This window comes from Novosphingobium sp. BL-S-32, from assembly GCF_056857055.1.
Genome location: NZ_CM166477.1, coordinates 1,371,286 through 1,389,819 on the forward strand (window position 1 = coordinate 1,371,286; position 18,534 = coordinate 1,389,819).

Below are 18,534 nucleotides of genomic sequence, written 5' to 3' on the forward strand. Positions count from 1 at the left end.
ATACCGAGTGTGTCGGTCACCGAACGCGGCTCCAAAGTTCGAGGTGATGCGAAGGTTGCATACCGGCAGGGCGAGGTGCTTTAGGGCACTTCGCCCGACATCTGCTTGCGCTCTCGAGGCAGAAGTTCAGCAGCCATTTGGACAACGCTGAAAGCGGCCGGTAGACTTTTGCTTCTGGCGGATAAACGCCTCAACATCACGAACGCGGACGGGATATGGCTCAACGTCACGCCAACTGGTGTCCGGATTAAAGCGATTTCATCCATCCGCCAAGCCAATGCGGGCGGCGACACGCGCGGCCAGCGGGCATTCGTCGAGTGCGTCTTCAAGGCGATCAAGCAGCCGCACCAGATGGCCTGCCTCGGCGTCCAATTCCTCGGCGCATTCGCTAAGGGCCTTCCAAAGCGGTCCAAGAGCAGCGGTAAGCAACTCTCCCTGCGGCGTGAGGGAGAGGAGCCGGCGCCGGGCATCGGATTGATCGCTCGTGGCCTGGAGCAATCCTGCGTCTTCAAGCGCCCGCCTTGCCTGGCTGACCGAGACATGCGTGACGCAAAGCGCCTCGGCAATCTCGCCAACCGTCATCGCGCCGTTCATGACAATCTGGTTGAGAATGCCGAACCAGCGCTGCTCGAAGCGAATGCCCTGCGCCGCATAGATTTGTGCGGTTTCGCGGTCGAACCGATCGGAAAGTCGGCGTATGCGCGCGCCAAGGGCGGCCGCGCCAACGCTGCGACTATAGTCCGTTCGCTTGCCCGTCATACCAATGGCTCGGTGAGGAGACGCTCGGCGATAGCCTTAATCGCAGCCTTGCTCGCGGGCGTAGCCGAAACGTTGGTGAAGATTGCTATGCCGGTCGTCGAGGCAGGGTCGAGATAAACCGCGGTGAACACGCCGGGATCGCCGCCCCAATGGTTGATCCGGCGCTTGCCGAAGCCCTCCGATTCCATCCAGCCCAGTCCCTGACCGGTCACCCAGGTCGGCAAGCCGGGCGGGGCATGCATAGTCAGCATCTCGGACTGGTCGGCCGCCGTCAGGATCCGCGAGCCGTCCGCCATTCCGTTGTTGGCGGCCGCAGCTACAAAGGGCATGAAACCTGCGATGGAGGAGCGTAGCATTCCCACCGGAAAATCGGGAAATCCGACAGGTTCGGTGGGGACGATCTGATCGTCGACAACGTCGTATGGCGTGGCCATCAGCGGCTTGGGCGTGTCAGCGATGGTCCACGAGATGTGCCGCATGCCGAGCGGTTTGAACATCCGGCTCGCGGTGAAAGCACGCAGGTCCTCATCCGCGACCCGCTGCACTAGATAGCCGAGCAGCGCGTAACCGACATTGCAATAGTCATAGTTCGCACCCGGCGCAGCCGACGAGAAACTGCCAGTAGCCGAATAATGCTTACCGCCAGGCACCAGATAGTCGGTGAGGAAAATCCTCAGCGGCAGCGGCGAATCTCGGCCAATCGTCCGGAAATCGATGTTGTAATAGGTTTCGTCCGATATTCCCGACACGTGCATCAGCAGATGGCGAACCGTGATGGCGGCAATCGGATGGGCGGGATTGATGACTTTGAAGTCGAGATATCGATTGACGGGCGCGTCGAGATCAATCCGGTCTGCTTCAACCAGCATCATGATCGCGGTGGCAGTCACAGTCTTGGTGACAGAGGCGAGGTGAAACATCGTGTCGGTGGTCACGCGCCGATGTTGCGCGACATTGGCCAAGCCGTATCCCCGTACAAGGGCCACTTTGCCCGATCGCGCAATACCTACCGCCATGCCGGGGATCCTCCCGGCCTGAAGCTGCGCTTTCAAAAAGGCATCCAACGGATCGTCATTCGCCGTCACTGCCAGGGATGGCGATGCCGCGCTGACTATGGCCCCTGCCAGAAACGTTCGCCGGCTGAGAGGGAAGTTTTGCGCAGACTGACGATGGTTCGACATGTCGGGTACCTTAGATTGATCTATGTAGGCACCTACATTATTTGTCATCGAAGGAAAAGATCCCATGATGAGAGGTGGACAGCGGCCTGAGGGAAATCAGAGTCGGTTTGCTACCAACCTCTGTGCAAGGATTTGCCATATCAGCAGAACCAATCTCGCAGCCTGCCGCCATCCGTATTGATCTTGGCGCAATTTTCGTTTCGCTGGACTATCGAAATCGACGTGGGTGGTGACGTCGCTGTCCCCTGGCAGCGAACGGATGCCACGTCACTCGGTGCCCGACGGGGACCTGCCCGGATTGACGGCCTGTTTGGGCAGGCTCCGTGAGAAGGCGCAGGTTCGGGATGGTCGACTGTATCGTGTGGTGGTCATTCAGGAAGCGGGGCTTGATGGATTTTGGATTCATCGCGCGCTTGAGGCGGAAGGCTGGATCACAAGCCATGTGGTGGATGCCGCCTCAATTGCGGAATGCCGGTTAAAAGAAGATCTCCGTTCTCCTGAGCCACGTCCCCGAATGCGGGATTATGGTGCAGCCCTCCCGAGCGGCGACCGGATATGAGGTGGTACCGGCGAGGCATACCCGTCGGTAGTCGTGAACGAGCTCAGCTGGATGCCGATGCAACCGGGAGAAGTAAACCGACGAGAAATCAACCTTGACCCGCAACTCATCATTTGGGGGGCTATCGGTTAATTCCGATTGTGACCGCGAAGAACGGCGGATTCCGGGGTTATCACGCGGAGTTTGGGATGACGGGAAGCTTGACAGTTGGGACCAGGACGCAGGCGACTACGCTACGCTCAGGTGATCGTGTCGATCCGAGCAGTTTTGGACGTTGCCACCCGAGATTTTCGATGCGGATATTGAGGAGCGGCTGCACGGCGCTCCCGGTCTCTGCTCGCAAACCACCCAACGATAATGGAATTGGACAGAAGTTGCGGCGAGCCCGCTGTTTAATGCGGCGCGGGAACGTCGGAAACAAATTACTTTCGGTGAAGCTGTGTACCTGACAACGATCGAATTTCACCGGCGATCAGCCCTCATTCGAGGCACGGTAGGGGCATTACGCACCTGCAGAGGCTTATGGAAGTTTGGAGGCCGGCCTATTCGGAATGCGCGCACTACTTCCGCATCTGCATGGCGCAACTACGCCGGAATCTGGAGGATCAACGTGGCGGATTCGACCATTTTTTCAGAAACGACCATCAGCTCAGCGAGCGGAATGTGGCCGCATCGCTATCCATCTGTTTTGGTAATCGCAGCGCCCACTTCATTGAGTAAACTCTGCCGCCCACGCCTCTCTTCGCAATGTGTTGACCGCTAGGGTGCATGCGGATCGGCTCTTGTAGCCGCCACAATCCAGCAAGACCCGACCTGCTGAAATCAACCGCCAATGCCAATCACCGCCGCCGGACAGGGTTGAAGTGAAACTCACCCATTCCGCACAGTAGACATCGAAATACGAATTTTTACGCGGCGCGCTTTTCTCACAAGGCGATGAGAGGCGATCGAATTCTTGATTATGCACGCCGTATCAATCAACAAGATCGCTGACGTTGTCCTGAGCGAAGTTCCATATGGGCATGGTCTTTATCTCACTTTTCTTGAGGAAGTAGAGTTCCACCACAAACCTGATCGGCGGCAGAAGCGAAATCTACCGACCCGTCCCGGTATTAAATATTAAGAAAATCTTGGCCGAAATGCGATTGCGGGTTTGCACGGTCGTGCAAACCAAATGCTTTCCGCCAGCAGTTAGAGGCTTAATCGAGGCAATCGAGCCGATGACTTAAAGCACTACTGTTGCACATAAGCTTTCGGCATCCGCTGTTCATCGCGCGCTCCCGCCAAAGAGGCTTAACCATCCAGGGTATTGAGGAACGCCCAAAATCCGACGCTTCGCTTCGATTTTTTGTCGGCATTCGCGAAGATCGTCAACCAGTTGCTCTCTACCAGGCTGACCTGTGGCCTCGGCTAATCGCATAAGAGCGATCTGGTGCCGGAATAGAAGTAAATTGAGATCCACGATTTTTCTCCCTCAAGCGGGAGCACGGCGGTCTCTCAGAGCCTGATCAGAAAATAAGTTGAGTGGTATCAGCAGGTTATCTTGACGGCTTGTCCTGTCGTTGATTCATGGGTTTCGCCAAAAACTACCATGGATTCAATGATGTGGACCGATACCACTCGCGCCCTTCATGCGCGAAGCGGGCTGACTTTGCCAAGCGATTTAACGGATGCCGAGTGGGCGCTGCTTGAGCCATTGCTTCCACCTGCCTCGCGTGTCGGACGCCCCCGCAAGTGGCCATTGAGACGCATTGTCGAAGCAATTCTGTACCTACTGCGCGGAGGCCTGCCATGGCGGATGCTGCCGCCTTGCTTTCCGCCGGTGTCGAGCGTGCGGCATTGGTTCTACTTGTGGCGAGATAACGGACTGTGGCTGACGGTAAACCACACCTTGTTGATGATGGCCCGAGTAGCCGATGGCCGAGAGGCTTCTCCCAGCGCCGGCGTGATCGACAGCCAGTCGGTCAAGACGAGCGAAAGCGGTGGCGTGTCCGGTTACGATGCAGGGAAGAAGATCAAAGGACGCAAACGGCACATCCTGACCGACACAGATGGAAATCTTGTCCATGCCGTTGTGCACGCTGCCGACATCCAGGACCGGGACGGGGCACCGCTTGTCCTTGGAGAAATCGTCAGGCGCTTCCCCTGGCTGCGTCATGTGTTTGCAGACGGCGGCTACGCCGGAAACAAACTCAAGGATGCCCTGCGCCGGATCGGAAAGTGGACCGTCGAAATCATCAAACGATCCGATAATGCCAAGGGTTTCGAGGTCTTGCCCCGCCGCTGGGTCGTTGAACGAACGCTCGCCTGGTTGAGCCGCAACCGGCGTTTGGCAAAGGACTTCGAGGAAACGATCGCGTCCGCCACCGCCTGGCTCTTTATCGCATCCATACAGCTATATGCCCGCCGCATCGCAAGGCCCTGACCTCGATGTCCGCAATTTTGAATCAGACACTCAGTCACCGGCATGCTCGTTGACTGCCGCTGATGAATTTCATCGTAATGTTTTTCTCGCAAATGTCAAATTAATATCAATATTATTAAATTGTAATTCCGATTTTATCGAATTAATTTGGGACTTAACAACGAATACAATCTATCTTTTCCTGTTTTAATGAGGAATATTATTCAATCGCATTTCCTGTACGATGAAATTTTTCTGGCTGATGCCATCCGTTTGAGGCGCGTGACAATGCCAGTGACCAGCCCCCCGGCGGTCCCTCGATCATCTCGATCATAACGAGAGTCTTGCGGTTGAATATTCCGGCACGCTCGCTTGCACAAGCGCGTCGGGCGTGATGCTATCGTCCTGCACGAACGTCCAACGCGCTTGCGCAGGCGTTCGATTCCCCACCGACGAGTGGGGCCCAAAATGGTTGTAGTCGCAGCGCCAGATCGCCAGCTTCCGGCGGGCGTCAGCCAAGCTGTCGAACAGTTCTTCGTTTAGCAGCTCATCGCGCAATGGGCCGTTGAAGCTCTCGATGAAGCCGTTCTGATGGGGCATTCCGAGGTCGATGTAATGCCACTCGACCTTGTTCTTGCTGGCCCACTGCAGGATCGCCCGGCTCGTAAATTCAGTGCTATTATCACCGACAATGCAAGCCGGTTTTCCGTGCAGGCGAACCAGAGCATCCAGTTCGCGCGCCACCTGAGCCCCCGAGATACTGGTGGCCGCGGCCAAGCACAGGTTCTCTCGGCAGCAATCATCGTTGATCGCCATAATCCTGAACTTGCGCGACGCGCCAAACGTATCCGCGACAAAGTCCATCGACCAGCGGTCGCAAGGGCGAAGTGCCCCCGCCCCTGCCAGCGCGGGCAGAACCACGGCCGCCATCGACGCCGGGCGTCCGGTGATCGAGGGCAGGATCGAGCCACGCACCGCGAAGGCAACTTCCCACCGGCCGGGTATGGGGCGAACGATCATTCGGCGGGATCCCCATAGACGAACGCCGTATTTCCCGACCGGAGCAGGACCTCTCGCCGCACGTAGTCGACCTCATAGGCATCGGCGCGGACCGGATCCTCAGGCGTCAGCGTGAACACTATACCTTCAACAGCGTCGCGCGCATGCTCGCTGCGTTCCACCATCGGATGCCAGCGCGCCGCTCTTGGCGATCACTGCGGGATCGGTGATCTCGATCATGCGCTGGCGCTAGCCCATCATGGCGTCAACTTCACCTTGAAGCACTCGTCCGAACAAGGCGCGCTGGACCTCGGGATCGCGCAAGGTTCCGTAGGAAAAGAGCTGGGCCGTCACGAAAGCGCCGCGTTCACGATCCGAGGCTGCGTGAAGTCCTCCATGCCCTCGATCCCTTGTTGACGGCCGATGCCAGACTGCTTGGCACCGCCGAAGGGGACGTCGAACGGCAGATCGAGATGGCGATTGACCCAGACCGTGCCGCTTTCGATGCGCGAGGCGACCGCAATGCCGCGCTCCGCATCGGAGGTCCAGACCGTGGCGCCAAGGCCGTAATCGGTGCCGTTGACGCGGGCGATCACCTCGTCGAGCTCGTCGTAGGCCAGCACCGGCAGGACTGGTCCGAACTGCTCCTCCCGCACCAGTCGGGCATCGTCGGGCAAGTCGCGCACGATGGTGGGCGCAATGAAGTAACCCTGCCCGGCAACTGGCTCGCCGCCCGCAACCAGCGTACCCTGACCACGCGCTTCCTCGATGAAGCCCAGTACTCTTTCGTACTGCGCGCGGTTCTGGATCGGGCCGATAGTGGTCCCCTGCTCCAGGCCGTCACCGACCACGGCCTCCCCCGCCAGTTTGGCAAGGGCATCGCAGAGCGCGTCGAGCTTGTCACGCGGAGCGTAGACGCGTTTGATCGCCAGGCAGATCTGGCCGGAATTCGTGGTGGCGCCCGCGAAGATGCGCGGCGCGATCTGCGCGATGTCGGCATCGTCAAGCACCAGCGCCGCATCGTTGCCGCCCAGTTCCAGCGTGAAGCGCTTGAGCGTATCGGCCGCGCTGGCGAGCACCTTCTTGCCGGTCGGCGTCGAGCCGGTGAAGCTGACATGCGCCACGTCCGGATGCCCGCTCAACAGAGCGCCGAGGTCATTGTGATCGACCAGTGTCTGGAACACGCCAGCTGGCAGGATCGAAGCCGCGATCTCACCCAGCAGCAGCGTGGTCAGCGGCGTCGTCGGCGCGGGCTTGCCGATCACTGTGTTGCCCGTGATGAGCGCCGGGGCCATCTTGAGTACCAGCAGCAACAGCGGATAGTTCCACGGCGTGATCGCCGCGACCACGCCCAGCGGATAGCGTTGCTCGATGATCCGCTCACCTTCGGATTCGCGCAAGGTTCGCGGTGTAAGTTCCTGTTCTGCATAATATGCGATCGCCGCAACACTGGCCCCGACTTCGCCCCGCGCCTGCTCGATCGGCTTGCCCTGCTCCTGCGTCAGCAGGCGGGCAAAGTCCTCCGCCCGCTGCTCCATCGCAGTTGCCAGAGTTTCGAGATAGGCCCGCCTTCTCGCATAGCCGAGCGCCGCCCATGCCGGGAAAGCGCGCCGGGCCGCGGCGATTGCGGTTTCGGCCTGCGCCTCATCGGCGCGGGGCGCCGTCGCGAGGGGCTTGCCGGTCGCCGGATTGACGACTTCGAGCGTCTGGGTGCCGGCCACCAGCTGGCCGTCGATGAGCAATGCATATTCCATGGAGACTACCTCGGGACGTCGTCGGGGGGAGTGCCCAGATGGGCCAAGATCCGGCTCGCAGCAAGAGGGAGCGCTACTTGCTCCGGGCTGCCTTCACAAGCGCATAGCTGCTCACGCCGCAGAGCCCCAGCGCCAGTACGAACCCCGCGGCCGCGCCCATTTTTGCGCCGGTTGCCCCCGCCAGAAATCCCCCGAGTGCAAGGCCCAGCAGCGGTAAAACAATGAGCGCAAGGCATCCGATGGCGATCACGTTCGTGCTTCCTTTCCCGGCGATCCGGCGCCTCTACGCAAGAGCGACTGAACCATACCTTGCAGGCACCTAGCGGGACATAGCCGTTGGTGAGCGATCCCGCTTGGCCTGGCTTGACATTGGATCCATTACTACCATTATTGGATCCAATAAAGCAAAATCAGGAATGGATGATGGACGGTAAATCGACCTCGGATATCAAGGCCACTTGGTCAGTGAATGCCTGGTACGTGGCCTGTACGCCCGAAGAAATCGCGGACCGACCGCTCGGCAGAACCATCTGCGGAGAGCGAATGGTGATCTTTCGGGGGGCAGACGGCCGCGCCACCGCACTGGAGGATTTCTGCCCTCATCGCGGCGCGCCGCTCTCGCTTGGATTCGTGCGCGAAGGGCAGCTTGTTTGCGGCTACCACGGCCTCACGGTGGATTGTCGCGGCAAGGTAGCCGGGATGCCCGGCCAGAAAGTCGGCGGCTTTCCCGCCGCCCGTCGTTTCGCGGTGATCGAGCGCTATGGCTTCATCTGGGTCTGGCCCGGCGATACCGAGGCGGCCGACCCCGCCAAGTTGCACCACCTTGCCTGGGCCGAGAGCGACGAATGGGCCTATGGCGGCGGCTATTTCCACATCGCCTGCGATTACCGCCTAATGATCGACAACCTCATGGACCTCACGCACGAAACTTACGTCCATGCCAGCAGCATCGGCCAGAAGGAAATCGACGAAGCCCCCGTGCGCACCCGTGCAGATGAGGCCGAAGTTGTCACCAGCCGCTTCATGGAAGGCGTGAAGGCCCCGCCGTTCTGGCGCATGGCCCTGCGCGGCGCCGGATTGCCTGAGGATGCAACGGTTGACCGTTGGCAGCTCTGCCGCTTCAGCCTGCCGAGCCACGTGATGATCGAGGTCGGCGTCGCACTGGAAGGCCATGGCGGTTATGACGCGCCCGATGAGGCGAAGGCTTCGAGCATCGTCGTCGATTTCATCACGCCCGAGACCGAAACCAGCCACCATTACTTCTGGGGCATGGCGCGCCGCTTCGGCGTCGACGACCCGGCGCTCACCGACACGATCCGCGAGGGGCAGCACAAGATCTTCAGCGAAGATCTGGAAATGCTGGAAATGCAGCAGGCAAACCTGCTGCGCTGGCCGGAACGACGGCTGCTCAAGCTCAATATCGACGCGGGCGGGGTGCGTTCGCGCATGATGATCGACCGCGCCATCGCCGCCGGGACGGCTTGATTTGACAGCGGCGAAAACCCCGCCAAAGACGAGGGATGGACGAGAGAGACGATCTTGATGAGATGAACGCGAGCGGCCGCCTCAAGCCCGGCCGCTACGTGATTATCTCGCTCCGACGCATGATCGCCAATGGCACCTTCAAGCCCGGCGAGCGCATCGGCGAAGTCGCCACGGCCGAAGCGCTGGGCGTCTCGCGCATGCCGGTGCGCACCGCCTTGCGTGCGCTGGAAGCCGAAGGGCTGGTCGAGAAGCTGGGCGCGCGGGGCTACACCGCGCGCGTAATGACCGCTGCTGATATCCACGGCGCGATCGAAGTGCGCGGCGTGTTGGAAGGACTGGCCGCCCGTCGCGTCGCCGCGCGGGGGCTTTCCGCGCAGGAGGAAGCGCAGTTCTCCGCCTGCCTTGCCGAAGGTGAGGCGATCTTCACTAAAGGGTACCTTGCCGCCGGTGACCTCGATCTCTTCCACGACTACAACCAGAACTTCCACGCGCTGCTTGTCGAGGCCAGCGGCAATCCGTCGATCGCGCAGGCGCTTGCCCGCAACGATCATCTGCCCTTCGCCTCGGCCTCCGCGCTGGCGCTGGAGAGCGATCCGGCCAGCGAATACATGCACTTGCTATCGGCTCATCACAATCATTGTGAAGTGATGGATGCGATCTTGCGGATGGACCCCGACCGCGCCGAACGCGCCATGCGCGAGCACGCCCGCGCCGCCGTGGGGAGCGAAAGGCTGTTTCGCCGCTTCCTGCCCGAGACCGCCTGAAAGAACATGGCAACCGACGGCGGAGTAAACGGGAGGACAGTCATGAAGCAGCCCGAAGATGTGCCGATGGCTTTCCAGGCGGCGTGGAACAGCCACGACATGGGTTCGCTGGGGGCGCTGTTCCAGGAGGACGCCACGTTCGTGAACCGTTTCGGGCACTATGTTCGCGGCGTGGCGGATATCGTCGAACTGCATCGCCCCATTCACGAGACGATCTACAGCGATTCCAGGTTGGAAAACGAGTTGATCGATGTCCTCCCGCTTGGCGAAGGGGCGACGGTCGTTCATTTCTGGAGCCGGCTGACGACCGGACCTGCGCATCCGGTAGGTCCGCATGCCGTGGATACGTTGATCCTTGCCGTGCTCACCAAGAGCAGCGAAGTTTGGTTAATCAAGGCCTTGGAGAATGTTACTCTGACGAATCCGAGGACTGGAGAGCCCGTTCTTCGGCATGAAGTCGGAGCGCTTTAGCCTCGGCCAATTCCGTGCCGAATACCCCCGCCAACGATATGCGCCTCGTATTGAATTGACCGGAAGCTATCGAAATTGACCGCCGTCGCCCCTGCGAAGGCGGGGATCACGGGATTTGGGTGGCTGGTGTATATATGGAGCGCGCGGTGCTGCCTGCTCAGTCCGCCCTCCGCCCCGCCGCTGTTCGCCGCAAGTTCACAAAGCGATCTCCCCCTGCATGACCGCCACGCAAGACCCCCGCAATGTCGCAACGATCCCATCCGGCGTTCGGCGCGCATCTACATGCAACAGGCTGGGCCGCCCCATTTCGACGCCCTGATGGATTTCAAAGCCCGCCTCCTGCGCTTCCGGTTCGAGCGACAGCATTAGGCAGGCCAGCGGCGTGTTGGCGCTGCCCGTGGCGGGATCTTCCCAGGTTCCGGAAAGCGGCGCGAACATCCGAGCGCGCAGCACCTGACCTTCCCTGCTGTAGACGTGGATCGCGAAACGGCTGCCGAATTGCGGATGGCCCGCCAGCGCGGCGCGGAACGCGGCCAGATCCGGATCGCAGCGCGACAGTGCTTCCCGGGCGACTTCCGCGATGACGAAAGCGTTTCCGTTTGAAGCGGCCACGGGCAGATGGTGCGTTGTCACCACGTCGGCCGGAGCCAGCCGAAGTGCCTGCGCGATGACCTCGGGCGCGACCGTGTCGCCGATAGTCAGCGGCTGCGGCGTTTCGATGGCTGCACCGATAACTGCGCCATCGGCATCGCGCTCGATCTGGACGTGCACAATTCCGGCGGGAACCTCGAATGTGGCCGCGTTCAAATCGGGGCGCTGATTCGCAAGAACGAAGGCTGTGCCGACCAATGGGTGCCCCGCGAATGCCATTTCCGCGCTTCGGCTGAAGATACGAACGCGGGCGGTGTTGGCGGAGTCGGCCGGCGGTAAAACGAAGGTCGTTTCGCTGAGATTGAATTCGGCGGCTATCGCCTGCATCATTGCAACATCAATCGCTTGGCCGCCAAAGACGACAGCGAGAGGGTTTCCGCCGAAGCGGATTTTGGTGAACACGTCGGCGGTAAAGAATGGCAATTGGGGCACGGCTTCGGTCCATTCGGTTCGGCAGAGCGCCCGCAATGCACCATGGGAAAGGACTTGTCTGCAATCTCCTGTTTCCATTGCGGAAATCGGCTTGCGGGCACGCATCTCAATCGCGGCTTTCGCGCCGAAACCGCAGTTTACCGCAGCTTTCGAGCCCAGTTTTGCGACGAATCGATAAGGTTCCCGCGCTTTCTTCGATCCGTCGCACCCATGCCACGGCCTGGGGAAAGAGCATGGCCAAGCCGCGATCGGGCTGCTTCACGCCGATCACCGACCGAATTCGGCGGTCCTGGCGGGTCGCCAGAGCGGGTCCAAAAAGAACAAGCGGGTGGCGTCGTTGAGCGGCAATCGGTTTTCTATTGTCAATTCATCTCCTGAAATCATGTCCATGACCAAGCAGATGTCGGCACGCCGCAATCCGGCGTGGGTTTTTGCTCAGGCGCTGTTTGCGCTGCTGCTGGTATTCGGCTTCTCGGGTCAGGCCATGGCAGCGCCGCTTCAGTGCGTGCCCTATGCCCGCGATCATTCGGGTATCGATATCCACGGCAATGCTTGGACCTGGTGGGAAAAGGCCAAGGACCTCTATGAGCGGGGCAGCACGCCGAAGATCGGCGCGGTGCTGGCGATGGCGAGGTCGGCGGCGATGCCGCTAGGCCATGTCGCGGTTGTCGAGAAGATCCTCGACGCGCGCCACATCCTACTCGACCATGCCAACTGGTCGTTCCGCGGCAAGATCGAGCGCGGGGCCTTGGCCGAGGACGTTTCGGCTGCCGGTGACTGGAGCCAAGTGCGCGTATGGTACGCCCAGGCAGGCGGCATGGGTTCACGTTCGAACCCGGTATCCGGCTTCATCTACCCCAGCAACGGCTGATCAGGCCTGCCTACCGCACCGCGATGCGCGGTTCCGGTTCGGCAGTGAGCGAACCCTTCGCAATACTGGTCTGGGCCAGCACACCCAGCAGGTAGCGCGCATATTCCGACTTTCCGAGGCGGGCGATGGACCGCTCGAACTCGCCCTCGTCGATGAAGCCGCGCCGGAAGGCGATCTCCTCCGGGCAGGCGATCTTCACGGCCTGCCGCTTTTCAAGAATGCGCACGAATTCGGCGGCGTCCATCAGGCTTTCGGGCGTGCCGGTATCGAGCCAGGCAAACCCCCGCCCCATCACTTCCACCGAGAGCGATCCGCGTTCGAGATAGACGCGGTTGACGTCGGTAATCTCCAGTTCGCCGCGCGCGGAGGGCTTCAGATTTGCGGCAATGTCCACCACCTGCCCGTCGTAGAAATAGAGCCCGGTAACCGCCCAGTTCGAGCGCGGCCGCGCCGGCTTTTCCTCGATCGACAGGGCATTCATCTGCCCGTCGAACTCGACGACACCGTAACGCTCGGGATCCTGCACGTGATAGGCGAAGACGCTGGCGCCGCTTTCGCGCTGCGCCGCGTCGGTCAGCAGGTTCGGCAGGCCGTGGCCGTGAAAGATATTGTCGCCGAGGATGAGCGCCGAGGGATCGCCGCCCACGAAGTCGGCGCCGATGACATAGGCCTGCGCCAGCCCTTCCGGGCGGGGCTGCACGGCATATTCCACTTCCATGCCCCACTGCGATCCATCGCCCAGCAGGTCGCGGAATGCGGGCAGGTCGCGCGGGGTGGAGATGATGAGTACTTGCCGGATTCCCGCCAGCATCAGCGTGGTGAGCGGATAGTAGATCATCGGCTTGTCGTAGATCGGCATGAGCTGCTTCGATGTCGCCAGCGTCATCGGATAGAGCCGGGTGCCGCTTCCGCCGGCGAGAATGATGCCCTTCATGCCTGTGCTCTCACCAATAAGGGAACGACGCCGGGCTTGCCGACCAGCCGTTCGACCACGGCCGCAAGCGACCACTGCCAGGAGGGCATGACGACGCCATGCACCAGCTTGATCCGGGAACTGTCCAGCCGGGCATCGGCGGGGCGCCTGGCCGGTGTGGGATAGTCCTCGGTGGAAATCCGCCTCACTTCGGCCTGCGGGCCGCCGAACCGGCGCGAGATTTTGAAAGTCTCCTCGGCAAGGTCCGCCCATGAGGCTTCGCCCGTCGCCGCCATATGGAAAGTGCCTCGTAAGGCGGGATCCGGGCTACGGACGAGATTGCGCGCGACGGTGAGCACGCCCTCGGCAATGTCGAGCGCGCTGGTCGGATTGCCGATCTGGTCGGAGACGACGGAGATTTCCGGGCGCTCGCCCGCCAGTCTCAGCATGGTCTTGACGAAATTGCCGCCGAACGGGCTGTAGACCCACGCCGTCCGCAGGATCGCGGTGTTTTCGCCGTAGAGCGCGGTGACGCGGTGTTCGCCGTCGAGCTTGGTCAGGCCATAGACGCCAAGCGGCGCGGTGGCATCGCTTTCGCGGCGGGGCTGGCCGGTCGTTCCGGAAAAGACGTAGTCGGTGGAGAGATGGACCAGCGGCACGCCGAGTTGCCGGGCGGCCTGCGCAATCGCGGCGGCGCCCCGGCAATTGACGGCATCGGCGGTTTCGGCATCGCTCTCGGCGCGGTCGACGGCGGTATAGGCGGCGGCCGAGACGATCGCATCGGGTGACACCGCCTCCAGAGCGCGGATCGCATCGTCCGGCGAGGCCGAGGCAAGATCGAGTTCAGGGCGGCCCACGGTCACAACTTCGACGCCGCGCTGCGGACCGCATTCGAGCAGGCTGCTGGCGACTTGCCCGCTGGTTCCGGTGACGGCCAGCCTCATGCGGCGGCCACCGCGGGAAGGCCCAGCCGCTCGCCCTCGTAGCGGGCACGCAGTGGGCCCCACCACCACTCGTTGTCGAGATACCAACGCACGGTTCGTGCAAGGCCGGTCTCGAAAGTCTCCTGCGCGCGCCAGCCGAGTTCGTTCTCCAGCCGGGTGGCGTCGATGGCATAGCGGGCGTCGTGCCCGGGCCGGTCGGTCACGAAGGCGATCAGCCGTTCGCGCGGGGTTTCGGCGGGGACGAGTTCGTCAAGGATCGCGCAGATCTGTCGCACCACGTCGATATTGCGACGCTCATTGCCGCCGCCGACATTGTATGTCCGGCCCGGTCGGCCGCGCTCGGCGATGCAGTCAAGCGCGCGCACGTGATCCTCTACATAGAGCCAGTCGCGCACGTTCTCCCCGCGGCCGTAGACCGGCAGGTTCCGTCCGGCGAGCGCGTTGAGAATGGTCAGCGGGATCAGCTTTTCGGGGAAATGATAAGGCCCGTAGTTGTTCGAGCAGTTCGAGACGACAACCGGCAACCCGTAGGTGCGGTGCCACGCCTTGGCGAGATGGTCGGACGCGGCCTTGGATGCCGAATAGGGCGAGCTGGGATCGTATGGCGTGTCCTCGGTGAACAGCCCTTCCTCGCCCAGTGTGCCGTAGACCTCGTCGGTGGAGACATGGAGGAACCGGAACGCCGCGTGCCGCTCCCGGTCCAGCCCGGCCCAATAGCCGCGCGCCGCTTCGAGCAGGGCGAAGGTTCCCATCACGTTGGTTTCGACGAACGCCGAAGCTCCCGTAATCGAGCGGTCGACATGGCTTTCGGCGGCCAGATGCATGACCCGGTCGGGCCGGAATTGCGCGAAGGCGGCATCCATCGCTGCGCGGTCGCGAATGTCGGCCTTTAGGAAGCGGTAGTTCGGGCGCTCCGCCACGGCGCGCAGCGAGGCCTCGCAGCCCGCATATGTCAGGGCATCGATGTTGAGCACATCGAACCCGCGTTCCAGAACGAGATAGCGAACGAGCGCCGATCCGATGAAGCCGGCCCCGCCGGTGACGATCACGCGCATCGCAGTGCCTCCTTGCCAGCCCCAAGAGCTTTTGGGCGGGCGGCGGGATCGCTCAAAGTGGGAAGCGCCCGGTCTTTCGCGGACAGCGTTTCCGGATCGGCGATATCCGGCCAGGCGACGGCGATCGCCGGATCGTTCCACGCCAGGCCGGTGTCGCATTCGGGGCTGTAATAGTCGGTCACCTTGTAGGCCACCACCGTATCGGGAAGCAGTGTGCAGAAGCCATGCGCGAACCCGGGCGGGATCCAGAGCTGCTTCCCATTATCCGGGTCAAGCGTTTCCGCGATCCAGCGGCCGAATGTGGGCGAGCCTTCGCGAATGTCCACCGCCACATCGAACAGCGAGCCGGCGGTGCACCTGACCAGCTTGCCCTGTTGATGCGGCGACGTCTGGAAGTGCAGCCCGCGCAGGGTTCCCTCCCGCGCGCTCAGTGACTCGTTATCCTGCACGAACATGGCGCCGTCACAGTGCTGGGCGCAGATGTCGGCACGAAAGGTCTCCATGAAATAGCCCCGCGCGTCCTCATGACGCCGGGGCGTGAGCAGCACAGGTCCGGCGATGTCGTACGTGGTGACGTGCATTTTGACCGGATCCTCTGAATTCTGCCGGCAGTAACGAAGCGCCCCGTGCCCTGTTCCGACGCGGGACGTGCTCCGATCTCTACTCAACAAAACCGGATATCAAGCGCCTTGCCAATTCCGCGCCGACGGACCTCTTTACTCGATCCCGAAAGGGGCCTTCCGAAAATCGCCCTCTGCTTATTGCCGGGACCATGAAGGCAATACTCAGAGCGATCGCCTCTCGTGATAATCGGCACCGTGCATGTTACCGGATGCGGCGCCCGAAAAGCGAGAAATTCGATAATTCGCATGCACCTTGCGGCTACCCGTTGCTCCACGACCTCTCCTCAAAATGGGCTACAAATGGACGCATTGCGATAAGATAAAAGAAAATATACAGTACGCATTCGGATATCTAGAATACGCACTGCTGGGCGGAGCAGTATATACGGCCACCTCGTCTGGGGCGCTGCACAATTGGCGCATTGGAAAACAGAGGCTTTCCCAAAATGGCTACCGCAGTTTCCCTTGCTATCAAGAATGCACTCGTGCGCGAAGGTGTGCGCCGCATTCTGTCCGATTCATGGTTCGAGATTGTCGAGACGGTGGACCATCTTCGCGAATTGGATGCGGACTTGTCCGCTTCGGCGGACATCCACATTCTGGTCATCGACCGGTCGCTGCTCGGCGTGGACGGTGCAGCCACCGTGGCGGCCACTCTCGCCAGTTTTCCCGATACGCGGATCGTCACGCTGGTGGACTCGTTCGACTTTTCGCAGATGGTCGCGATCTATGCAGCCGGGGCGCATGCCTACTTCCTGGACCACGTGCCCTATCAGGCGCTGGTGGCGATGATGCAGATGGTGGCCATCGGGCAAAAGGTGGCACCGCCGGAGCTGGTGGACCTGCTGGGGAACATGCTGCTGGTCACTAGCCATTCGCCCCAGAACTCCAAGGTCGACAGCTACAACCTCAACGAGCGGGAGCGGATGGTCCTTGGCCATCTGGGGCAAGGGTTGCCCAACAAGGCCATCGCGCGCGACCTTGGGGTCAGCGAGTCGGCCATGAAGGCCTCGGTCAAATCGATCCTCAAGAAGCTGGGCGTTCGCAACCGGACGCAGGCTGCCGTCATGGCGCGGGAGCTGTCGCTGGGTAAGCCATCGCGTCAGGCGGGCGAATCGGTGACCGTGTGCATCGACGACGCGGTTCAGGCCTAGGCTGCGTTCGTCAGGCGAATCCCGCGCCCACAAGCAATTCGCCATTCCAATCCCGTTATCGAACCCAAAACCCGTCATCCCCGCGAACGCAGGGATCCCGCCTTCGCGGGGGCGACGGGATGATGGACCTCTCGACTCAGGATCAAACGTGAACTCGGGCCATGTTTGCACCCGAGATCGGGCGAGCCTCTCACCCAAGGAATTGTCCAGGCGCACCGGGGACCATTTTTTCACCCCTCCCCCTTGCTCTTACGGGTTAGCCATTTGGCTAACGCCGCCGTTCGATCACCGCCTTCCGCATCTGCGTTCCACACCCGTTCCGGGTGCTTTTCCGTGCAGTTCGCTGTGTGCAATCGTCATCATAATACTCCCGGATCATTCCGAGAGTTCCGAAGCGGCGATTAAGTATGAACGGGATAGGCTCATGCGATATCGCAAACGCAAAAGGCCAAGCCAAACGGCTGCGGTTGAATCCAAAATATAGCGTGACTCATTTAGCGCCCTAGGTAACATTGCTTATGAGGTTGAAATGACCTCACCGATTAAATTTGGGGGAATTACATGCACAGATTTGGTAATGAAGATGCAGTGCAATTAACTGCGAGGGAACTGGACGTACTTCGTTTTGTGGCGATGGGACGTTCTGCTAAAGAAACCGCGATCGAACTGAAGATCGCACCTTGCACTGTCGAGCGGCACGTAGAAAACGTTCGCCTTAAAACAAGAACGCGCAATCGTGCTCATATGATTGCTCACGTGATCCGCGAAGGGCTTCTTCAGCCCTATCAGTAAGACCAATTATACAGTTCGTAAGCCGATGGACCCGGTGAAGCCACGCGGCGCAATCGGGCCCAGGCGACCATCAGGTCGTCCTTCAGGTCGTAATTTTCACATTCCACGAACTGTCCTTCAATTTCGACGCTCCTGACCCCCGGCCCGACCCCGCAGTCAAATGAAGACGGCGCGATCGAGAGCCCGGCACCGAGCGCTTTTATGCAAGCCTCTTTCCTGACCCATACGCTCAGGAAGGCGCGATCGCAGATGGGGCTGCCCGGCCCGCATTCCGGGCCCCGCAGTCCCGCCTGCTCATCCTGCGTGTAGTGAAGCACGCTCAGTTCGTCGGCGTCCTCGATGGGACGGACCGCTTCCAGATCGACACCGATCTCATATTCCTGCGACCATGCGATCAGCGCCGACTGGCCGCTGTAGCTGATGCTGCATTGCGCCCCCGGTACGCCCGACAGATAGGGTTTGCCCAGATCGCCAGGATCATAGCGCTGGTCTGCCGCCGCCACTCCGAAATAGCACTCGCCCAGCACGCGCAGCGCGCCATGCGCCGCGATGTAGCGCCGGCGCAGTGGCTCGCGCACAAAGCGCCCTGCCCGCTCCCGCTCCGCATCCGAAAGGGTGGCGGCAAGACGCGGATCGACGATGTCCGGCACAGACAGCAGCCATAGCGGAAACGGTGCCGTAATCGGCTCCATCGCAAGGCGAAAGCCGCGCAAGGCCCTGTCC

The 18,534-nt window shown here is 61.2% G+C and carries 19 protein-coding genes and 2 pseudogenes; 8 read left to right on the forward strand and 13 right to left on the reverse strand.

Features of this window, described 5'->3' with window-relative positions; all coding sequences use genetic code 11:
* Positions 1-258: 258 nt before the first annotated feature.
* Complete coding sequence (locus AC1VVK_RS22590) at positions 259-759, reverse strand: MarR family winged helix-turn-helix transcriptional regulator (protein ID WP_482905426.1); 501 nt, start codon at positions 757-759, stop codon at positions 259-261.
* Complete coding sequence (locus tag AC1VVK_RS22595) at positions 756-1,940, reverse strand: serine hydrolase domain-containing protein (RefSeq protein WP_482905427.1); 1,185 nt, start codon at positions 1,938-1,940, stop codon at positions 756-758. The genes AC1VVK_RS22590 and AC1VVK_RS22595 overlap by 4 nt, the downstream gene beginning before the upstream one ends.
* 137 nt (positions 1,941-2,077) lie before the next feature.
* Here AC1VVK_RS22595 and AC1VVK_RS22600 point away from each other — a divergent pair.
* A pseudogene (locus AC1VVK_RS22600) lies at positions 2,078-2,415 on the forward strand (IS110 family transposase); the annotation flags it as partial.
* Between the two features lie 793 nt (positions 2,416-3,208).
* Here the strand turns inward: AC1VVK_RS22600 and AC1VVK_RS22605 are convergent.
* Complete coding sequence (locus AC1VVK_RS22605; RefSeq protein WP_482905428.1) at positions 3,209-3,466, reverse strand: YegP family protein; 258 nt, start codon at positions 3,464-3,466, stop codon at positions 3,209-3,211.
* Positions 3,467-4,102: 636 nt separating this feature from the next.
* Between AC1VVK_RS22605 and AC1VVK_RS22610 the strand changes: the two genes are divergently transcribed.
* On the forward strand, positions 4,103-4,924 hold the full coding sequence (locus tag AC1VVK_RS22610) for an IS5 family transposase (protein WP_482906758.1): 822 nt from the start codon (positions 4,103-4,105) through the stop codon (positions 4,922-4,924).
* Positions 4,925-5,233: 309 nt separating this feature from the next.
* Here the strand turns inward: AC1VVK_RS22610 and AC1VVK_RS22615 are convergent.
* The 4 genes and pseudogenes from AC1VVK_RS22615 to AC1VVK_RS22630 form a co-directional block, all read right to left on the reverse strand.
* Positions 5,234-5,791, reverse strand: a pseudogene (locus tag AC1VVK_RS22615) (integrase core domain-containing protein); the annotation flags it as partial.
* A 128-nt stretch (positions 5,792-5,919) separates the two neighbouring features.
* On the reverse strand, positions 5,920-6,087 hold the full coding sequence (locus AC1VVK_RS22620) for a hypothetical protein (protein ID WP_482905429.1): 168 nt from the start codon (positions 6,085-6,087) through the stop codon (positions 5,920-5,922).
* 165 nt (positions 6,088-6,252) lie between these two features.
* On the reverse strand, positions 6,253-7,656 hold the full coding sequence (locus tag AC1VVK_RS22625) for an aldehyde dehydrogenase family protein (RefSeq protein WP_482905430.1): 1,404 nt from the start codon (positions 7,654-7,656) through the stop codon (positions 6,253-6,255).
* A gap of 73 nt (positions 7,657-7,729) precedes the next feature.
* Positions 7,730-7,906 carry a hypothetical protein gene (locus tag AC1VVK_RS22630; RefSeq protein WP_482905431.1) on the reverse strand — a complete coding sequence of 59 codons (177 nt, stop codon included), beginning with the start codon at positions 7,904-7,906 and terminating at the stop codon, positions 7,730-7,732.
* Between the two features lie 173 nt (positions 7,907-8,079).
* Here AC1VVK_RS22630 and AC1VVK_RS22635 point away from each other — a divergent pair, with 173 nt between their 5' ends.
* The 3 genes from AC1VVK_RS22635 to AC1VVK_RS22645 are packed head-to-tail and all read left to right on the forward strand — an operon-like array spanning position 8,080 to position 10,376.
* Positions 8,080-9,141, forward strand: a complete 1,062-nt coding sequence (locus tag AC1VVK_RS22635) for a Rieske 2Fe-2S domain-containing protein (protein WP_482906759.1) — start codon at positions 8,080-8,082, stop codon at positions 9,139-9,141.
* A 35-nt stretch (positions 9,142-9,176) separates the two neighbouring features.
* Positions 9,177-9,905: a GntR family transcriptional regulator gene (locus AC1VVK_RS22640; protein WP_482905432.1), complete on the forward strand. Its 729-nt coding sequence runs from the start codon at positions 9,177-9,179 to the stop codon at positions 9,903-9,905.
* 42 nt (positions 9,906-9,947) lie between these two features.
* The gene (locus tag AC1VVK_RS22645) at positions 9,948-10,376 is read left to right on the forward strand and encodes an SgcJ/EcaC family oxidoreductase (RefSeq protein WP_482905433.1); all 429 of its coding nucleotides are present in this window, start codon (positions 9,948-9,950) and stop codon (positions 10,374-10,376) included.
* A gap of 195 nt (positions 10,377-10,571) precedes the next feature.
* Here the strand turns inward: AC1VVK_RS22645 and AC1VVK_RS22650 are convergent, their stop codons facing one another.
* A complete protein-coding gene (locus tag AC1VVK_RS22650) occupies positions 10,572-11,564 on the reverse strand; it encodes a PhzF family phenazine biosynthesis protein (RefSeq protein ID WP_482905434.1) in 993 nt (330 codons plus the stop codon).
* A gap of 283 nt (positions 11,565-11,847) precedes the next feature.
* Between AC1VVK_RS22650 and AC1VVK_RS22655 the strand changes: the two genes are divergently transcribed.
* Positions 11,848-12,330 (forward strand): CHAP domain-containing protein, encoded by a 483-nt coding sequence (locus AC1VVK_RS22655; RefSeq protein WP_482905435.1) that lies wholly within the window; start codon positions 11,848-11,850, stop codon positions 12,328-12,330.
* 10 nt (positions 12,331-12,340) lie between these two features.
* Here AC1VVK_RS22655 and rfbA read toward each other — a convergent pair whose 3' ends face one another.
* Genes rfbA through rfbC form a run of 4 tightly spaced genes read right to left on the reverse strand, consistent with a single transcriptional unit; the run spans position 12,341 to position 15,823 of the window.
* Positions 12,341-13,264: a glucose-1-phosphate thymidylyltransferase RfbA gene (gene rfbA / locus AC1VVK_RS22660; protein WP_482905436.1), complete on the reverse strand. Its 924-nt coding sequence runs from the start codon at positions 13,262-13,264 to the stop codon at positions 12,341-12,343.
* Entirely contained in the window at positions 13,261-14,187 is a 927-nt protein-coding gene (gene rfbD, locus AC1VVK_RS22665; protein WP_482905437.1) for a dTDP-4-dehydrorhamnose reductase, read from the reverse strand. Before rfbD ends, rfbA begins: the two co-directional genes overlap by 4 nt.
* On the reverse strand, positions 14,184-15,242 hold the full coding sequence (rfbB, locus tag AC1VVK_RS22670) for a dTDP-glucose 4,6-dehydratase (RefSeq protein WP_482905438.1): 1,059 nt from the start codon (positions 15,240-15,242) through the stop codon (positions 14,184-14,186). Before rfbB ends, rfbD begins: the two co-directional genes overlap by 4 nt.
* Positions 15,233-15,823, reverse strand: a complete 591-nt coding sequence (rfbC, locus tag AC1VVK_RS22675) for a dTDP-4-dehydrorhamnose 3,5-epimerase (RefSeq protein ID WP_482905439.1) — start codon at positions 15,821-15,823, stop codon at positions 15,233-15,235. The genes rfbB and rfbC overlap by 10 nt, the downstream gene beginning before the upstream one ends.
* A 488-nt stretch (positions 15,824-16,311) precedes the next feature.
* On the opposite strand from rfbC, the gene AC1VVK_RS22680 reads away from it, so the two are divergent.
* Complete coding sequence (locus AC1VVK_RS22680) at positions 16,312-17,019, forward strand: LuxR C-terminal-related transcriptional regulator (RefSeq protein WP_482905440.1); 708 nt, start codon at positions 16,312-16,314, stop codon at positions 17,017-17,019.
* Positions 17,020-17,580: 561 nt separating this feature from the next.
* Positions 17,581-17,811, forward strand: coding sequence for a response regulator transcription factor (locus AC1VVK_RS22685; RefSeq protein ID WP_132386215.1), 231 nt, complete (start codon positions 17,581-17,583; stop codon positions 17,809-17,811).
* Here AC1VVK_RS22685 and AC1VVK_RS22690 read toward each other — a convergent pair.
* Positions 17,805-18,524, reverse strand: coding sequence for a 4'-phosphopantetheinyl transferase family protein (locus AC1VVK_RS22690; protein WP_482905441.1), 720 nt, complete (start codon positions 18,522-18,524; stop codon positions 17,805-17,807). The genes AC1VVK_RS22685 and AC1VVK_RS22690 overlap by 7 nt on opposite strands.
* Positions 18,525-18,534: the final 10 nt, after the last annotated feature.

What these genes read in the sequence shown, in the direction of transcription:
- AC1VVK_RS22590 (WP_482905426.1), bottom strand. Translation starts at nt 759, where the DNA reads ATGACGGGCAAGCGAACGGACTATAGTCGCAGCGTTGGCGCGGCCGCC.
- AC1VVK_RS22595 (WP_482905427.1), bottom strand. Translation starts at nt 1,940, where the DNA reads ATGTCGAACCATCGTCAGTCTGCGCAAAACTTCCCTCTCAGCCGGCGA.
- AC1VVK_RS22610 (WP_482906758.1), top strand. Translation starts at nt 4,103, where the DNA reads ATGTGGACCGATACCACTCGCGCCCTTCATGCGCGAAGCGGGCTGACT.
- AC1VVK_RS22620 (WP_482905429.1), bottom strand. Translation starts at nt 6,087, where the DNA reads ATGGTGGAACGCAGCGAGCATGCGCGCGACGCTGTTGAAGGTATAGTG.
- AC1VVK_RS22625 (WP_482905430.1), bottom strand. Translation starts at nt 7,656, where the DNA reads ATGGAATATGCATTGCTCATCGACGGCCAGCTGGTGGCCGGCACCCAG.
- AC1VVK_RS22635 (WP_482906759.1), top strand. Translation starts at nt 8,080, where the DNA reads ATGGACGGTAAATCGACCTCGGATATCAAGGCCACTTGGTCAGTGAAT.
- AC1VVK_RS22640 (WP_482905432.1), top strand. Translation starts at nt 9,177, where the DNA reads ATGGACGAGAGAGACGATCTTGATGAGATGAACGCGAGCGGCCGCCTC.
- AC1VVK_RS22645 (WP_482905433.1), top strand. Translation starts at nt 9,948, where the DNA reads ATGAAGCAGCCCGAAGATGTGCCGATGGCTTTCCAGGCGGCGTGGAAC.
- AC1VVK_RS22650 (WP_482905434.1), bottom strand. Translation starts at nt 11,564, where the DNA reads ATGCGTGCCCGCAAGCCGATTTCCGCAATGGAAACAGGAGATTGCAGA.
- AC1VVK_RS22655 (WP_482905435.1), top strand. Translation starts at nt 11,848, where the DNA reads ATGACCAAGCAGATGTCGGCACGCCGCAATCCGGCGTGGGTTTTTGCT.
- rfbA (WP_482905436.1), bottom strand. Translation starts at nt 13,264, where the DNA reads ATGAAGGGCATCATTCTCGCCGGCGGAAGCGGCACCCGGCTCTATCCG.
- rfbD (WP_482905437.1), bottom strand. Translation starts at nt 14,187, where the DNA reads ATGAGGCTGGCCGTCACCGGAACCAGCGGGCAAGTCGCCAGCAGCCTG.
- rfbB (WP_482905438.1), bottom strand. Translation starts at nt 15,242, where the DNA reads ATGCGCGTGATCGTCACCGGCGGGGCCGGCTTCATCGGATCGGCGCTC.
- rfbC (WP_482905439.1), bottom strand. Translation starts at nt 15,823, where the DNA reads ATGCACGTCACCACGTACGACATCGCCGGACCTGTGCTGCTCACGCCC.
- AC1VVK_RS22680 (WP_482905440.1), top strand. Translation starts at nt 16,312, where the DNA reads ATGGCTACCGCAGTTTCCCTTGCTATCAAGAATGCACTCGTGCGCGAA.
- AC1VVK_RS22685 (WP_132386215.1), top strand. Translation starts at nt 17,581, where the DNA reads ATGCACAGATTTGGTAATGAAGATGCAGTGCAATTAACTGCGAGGGAA.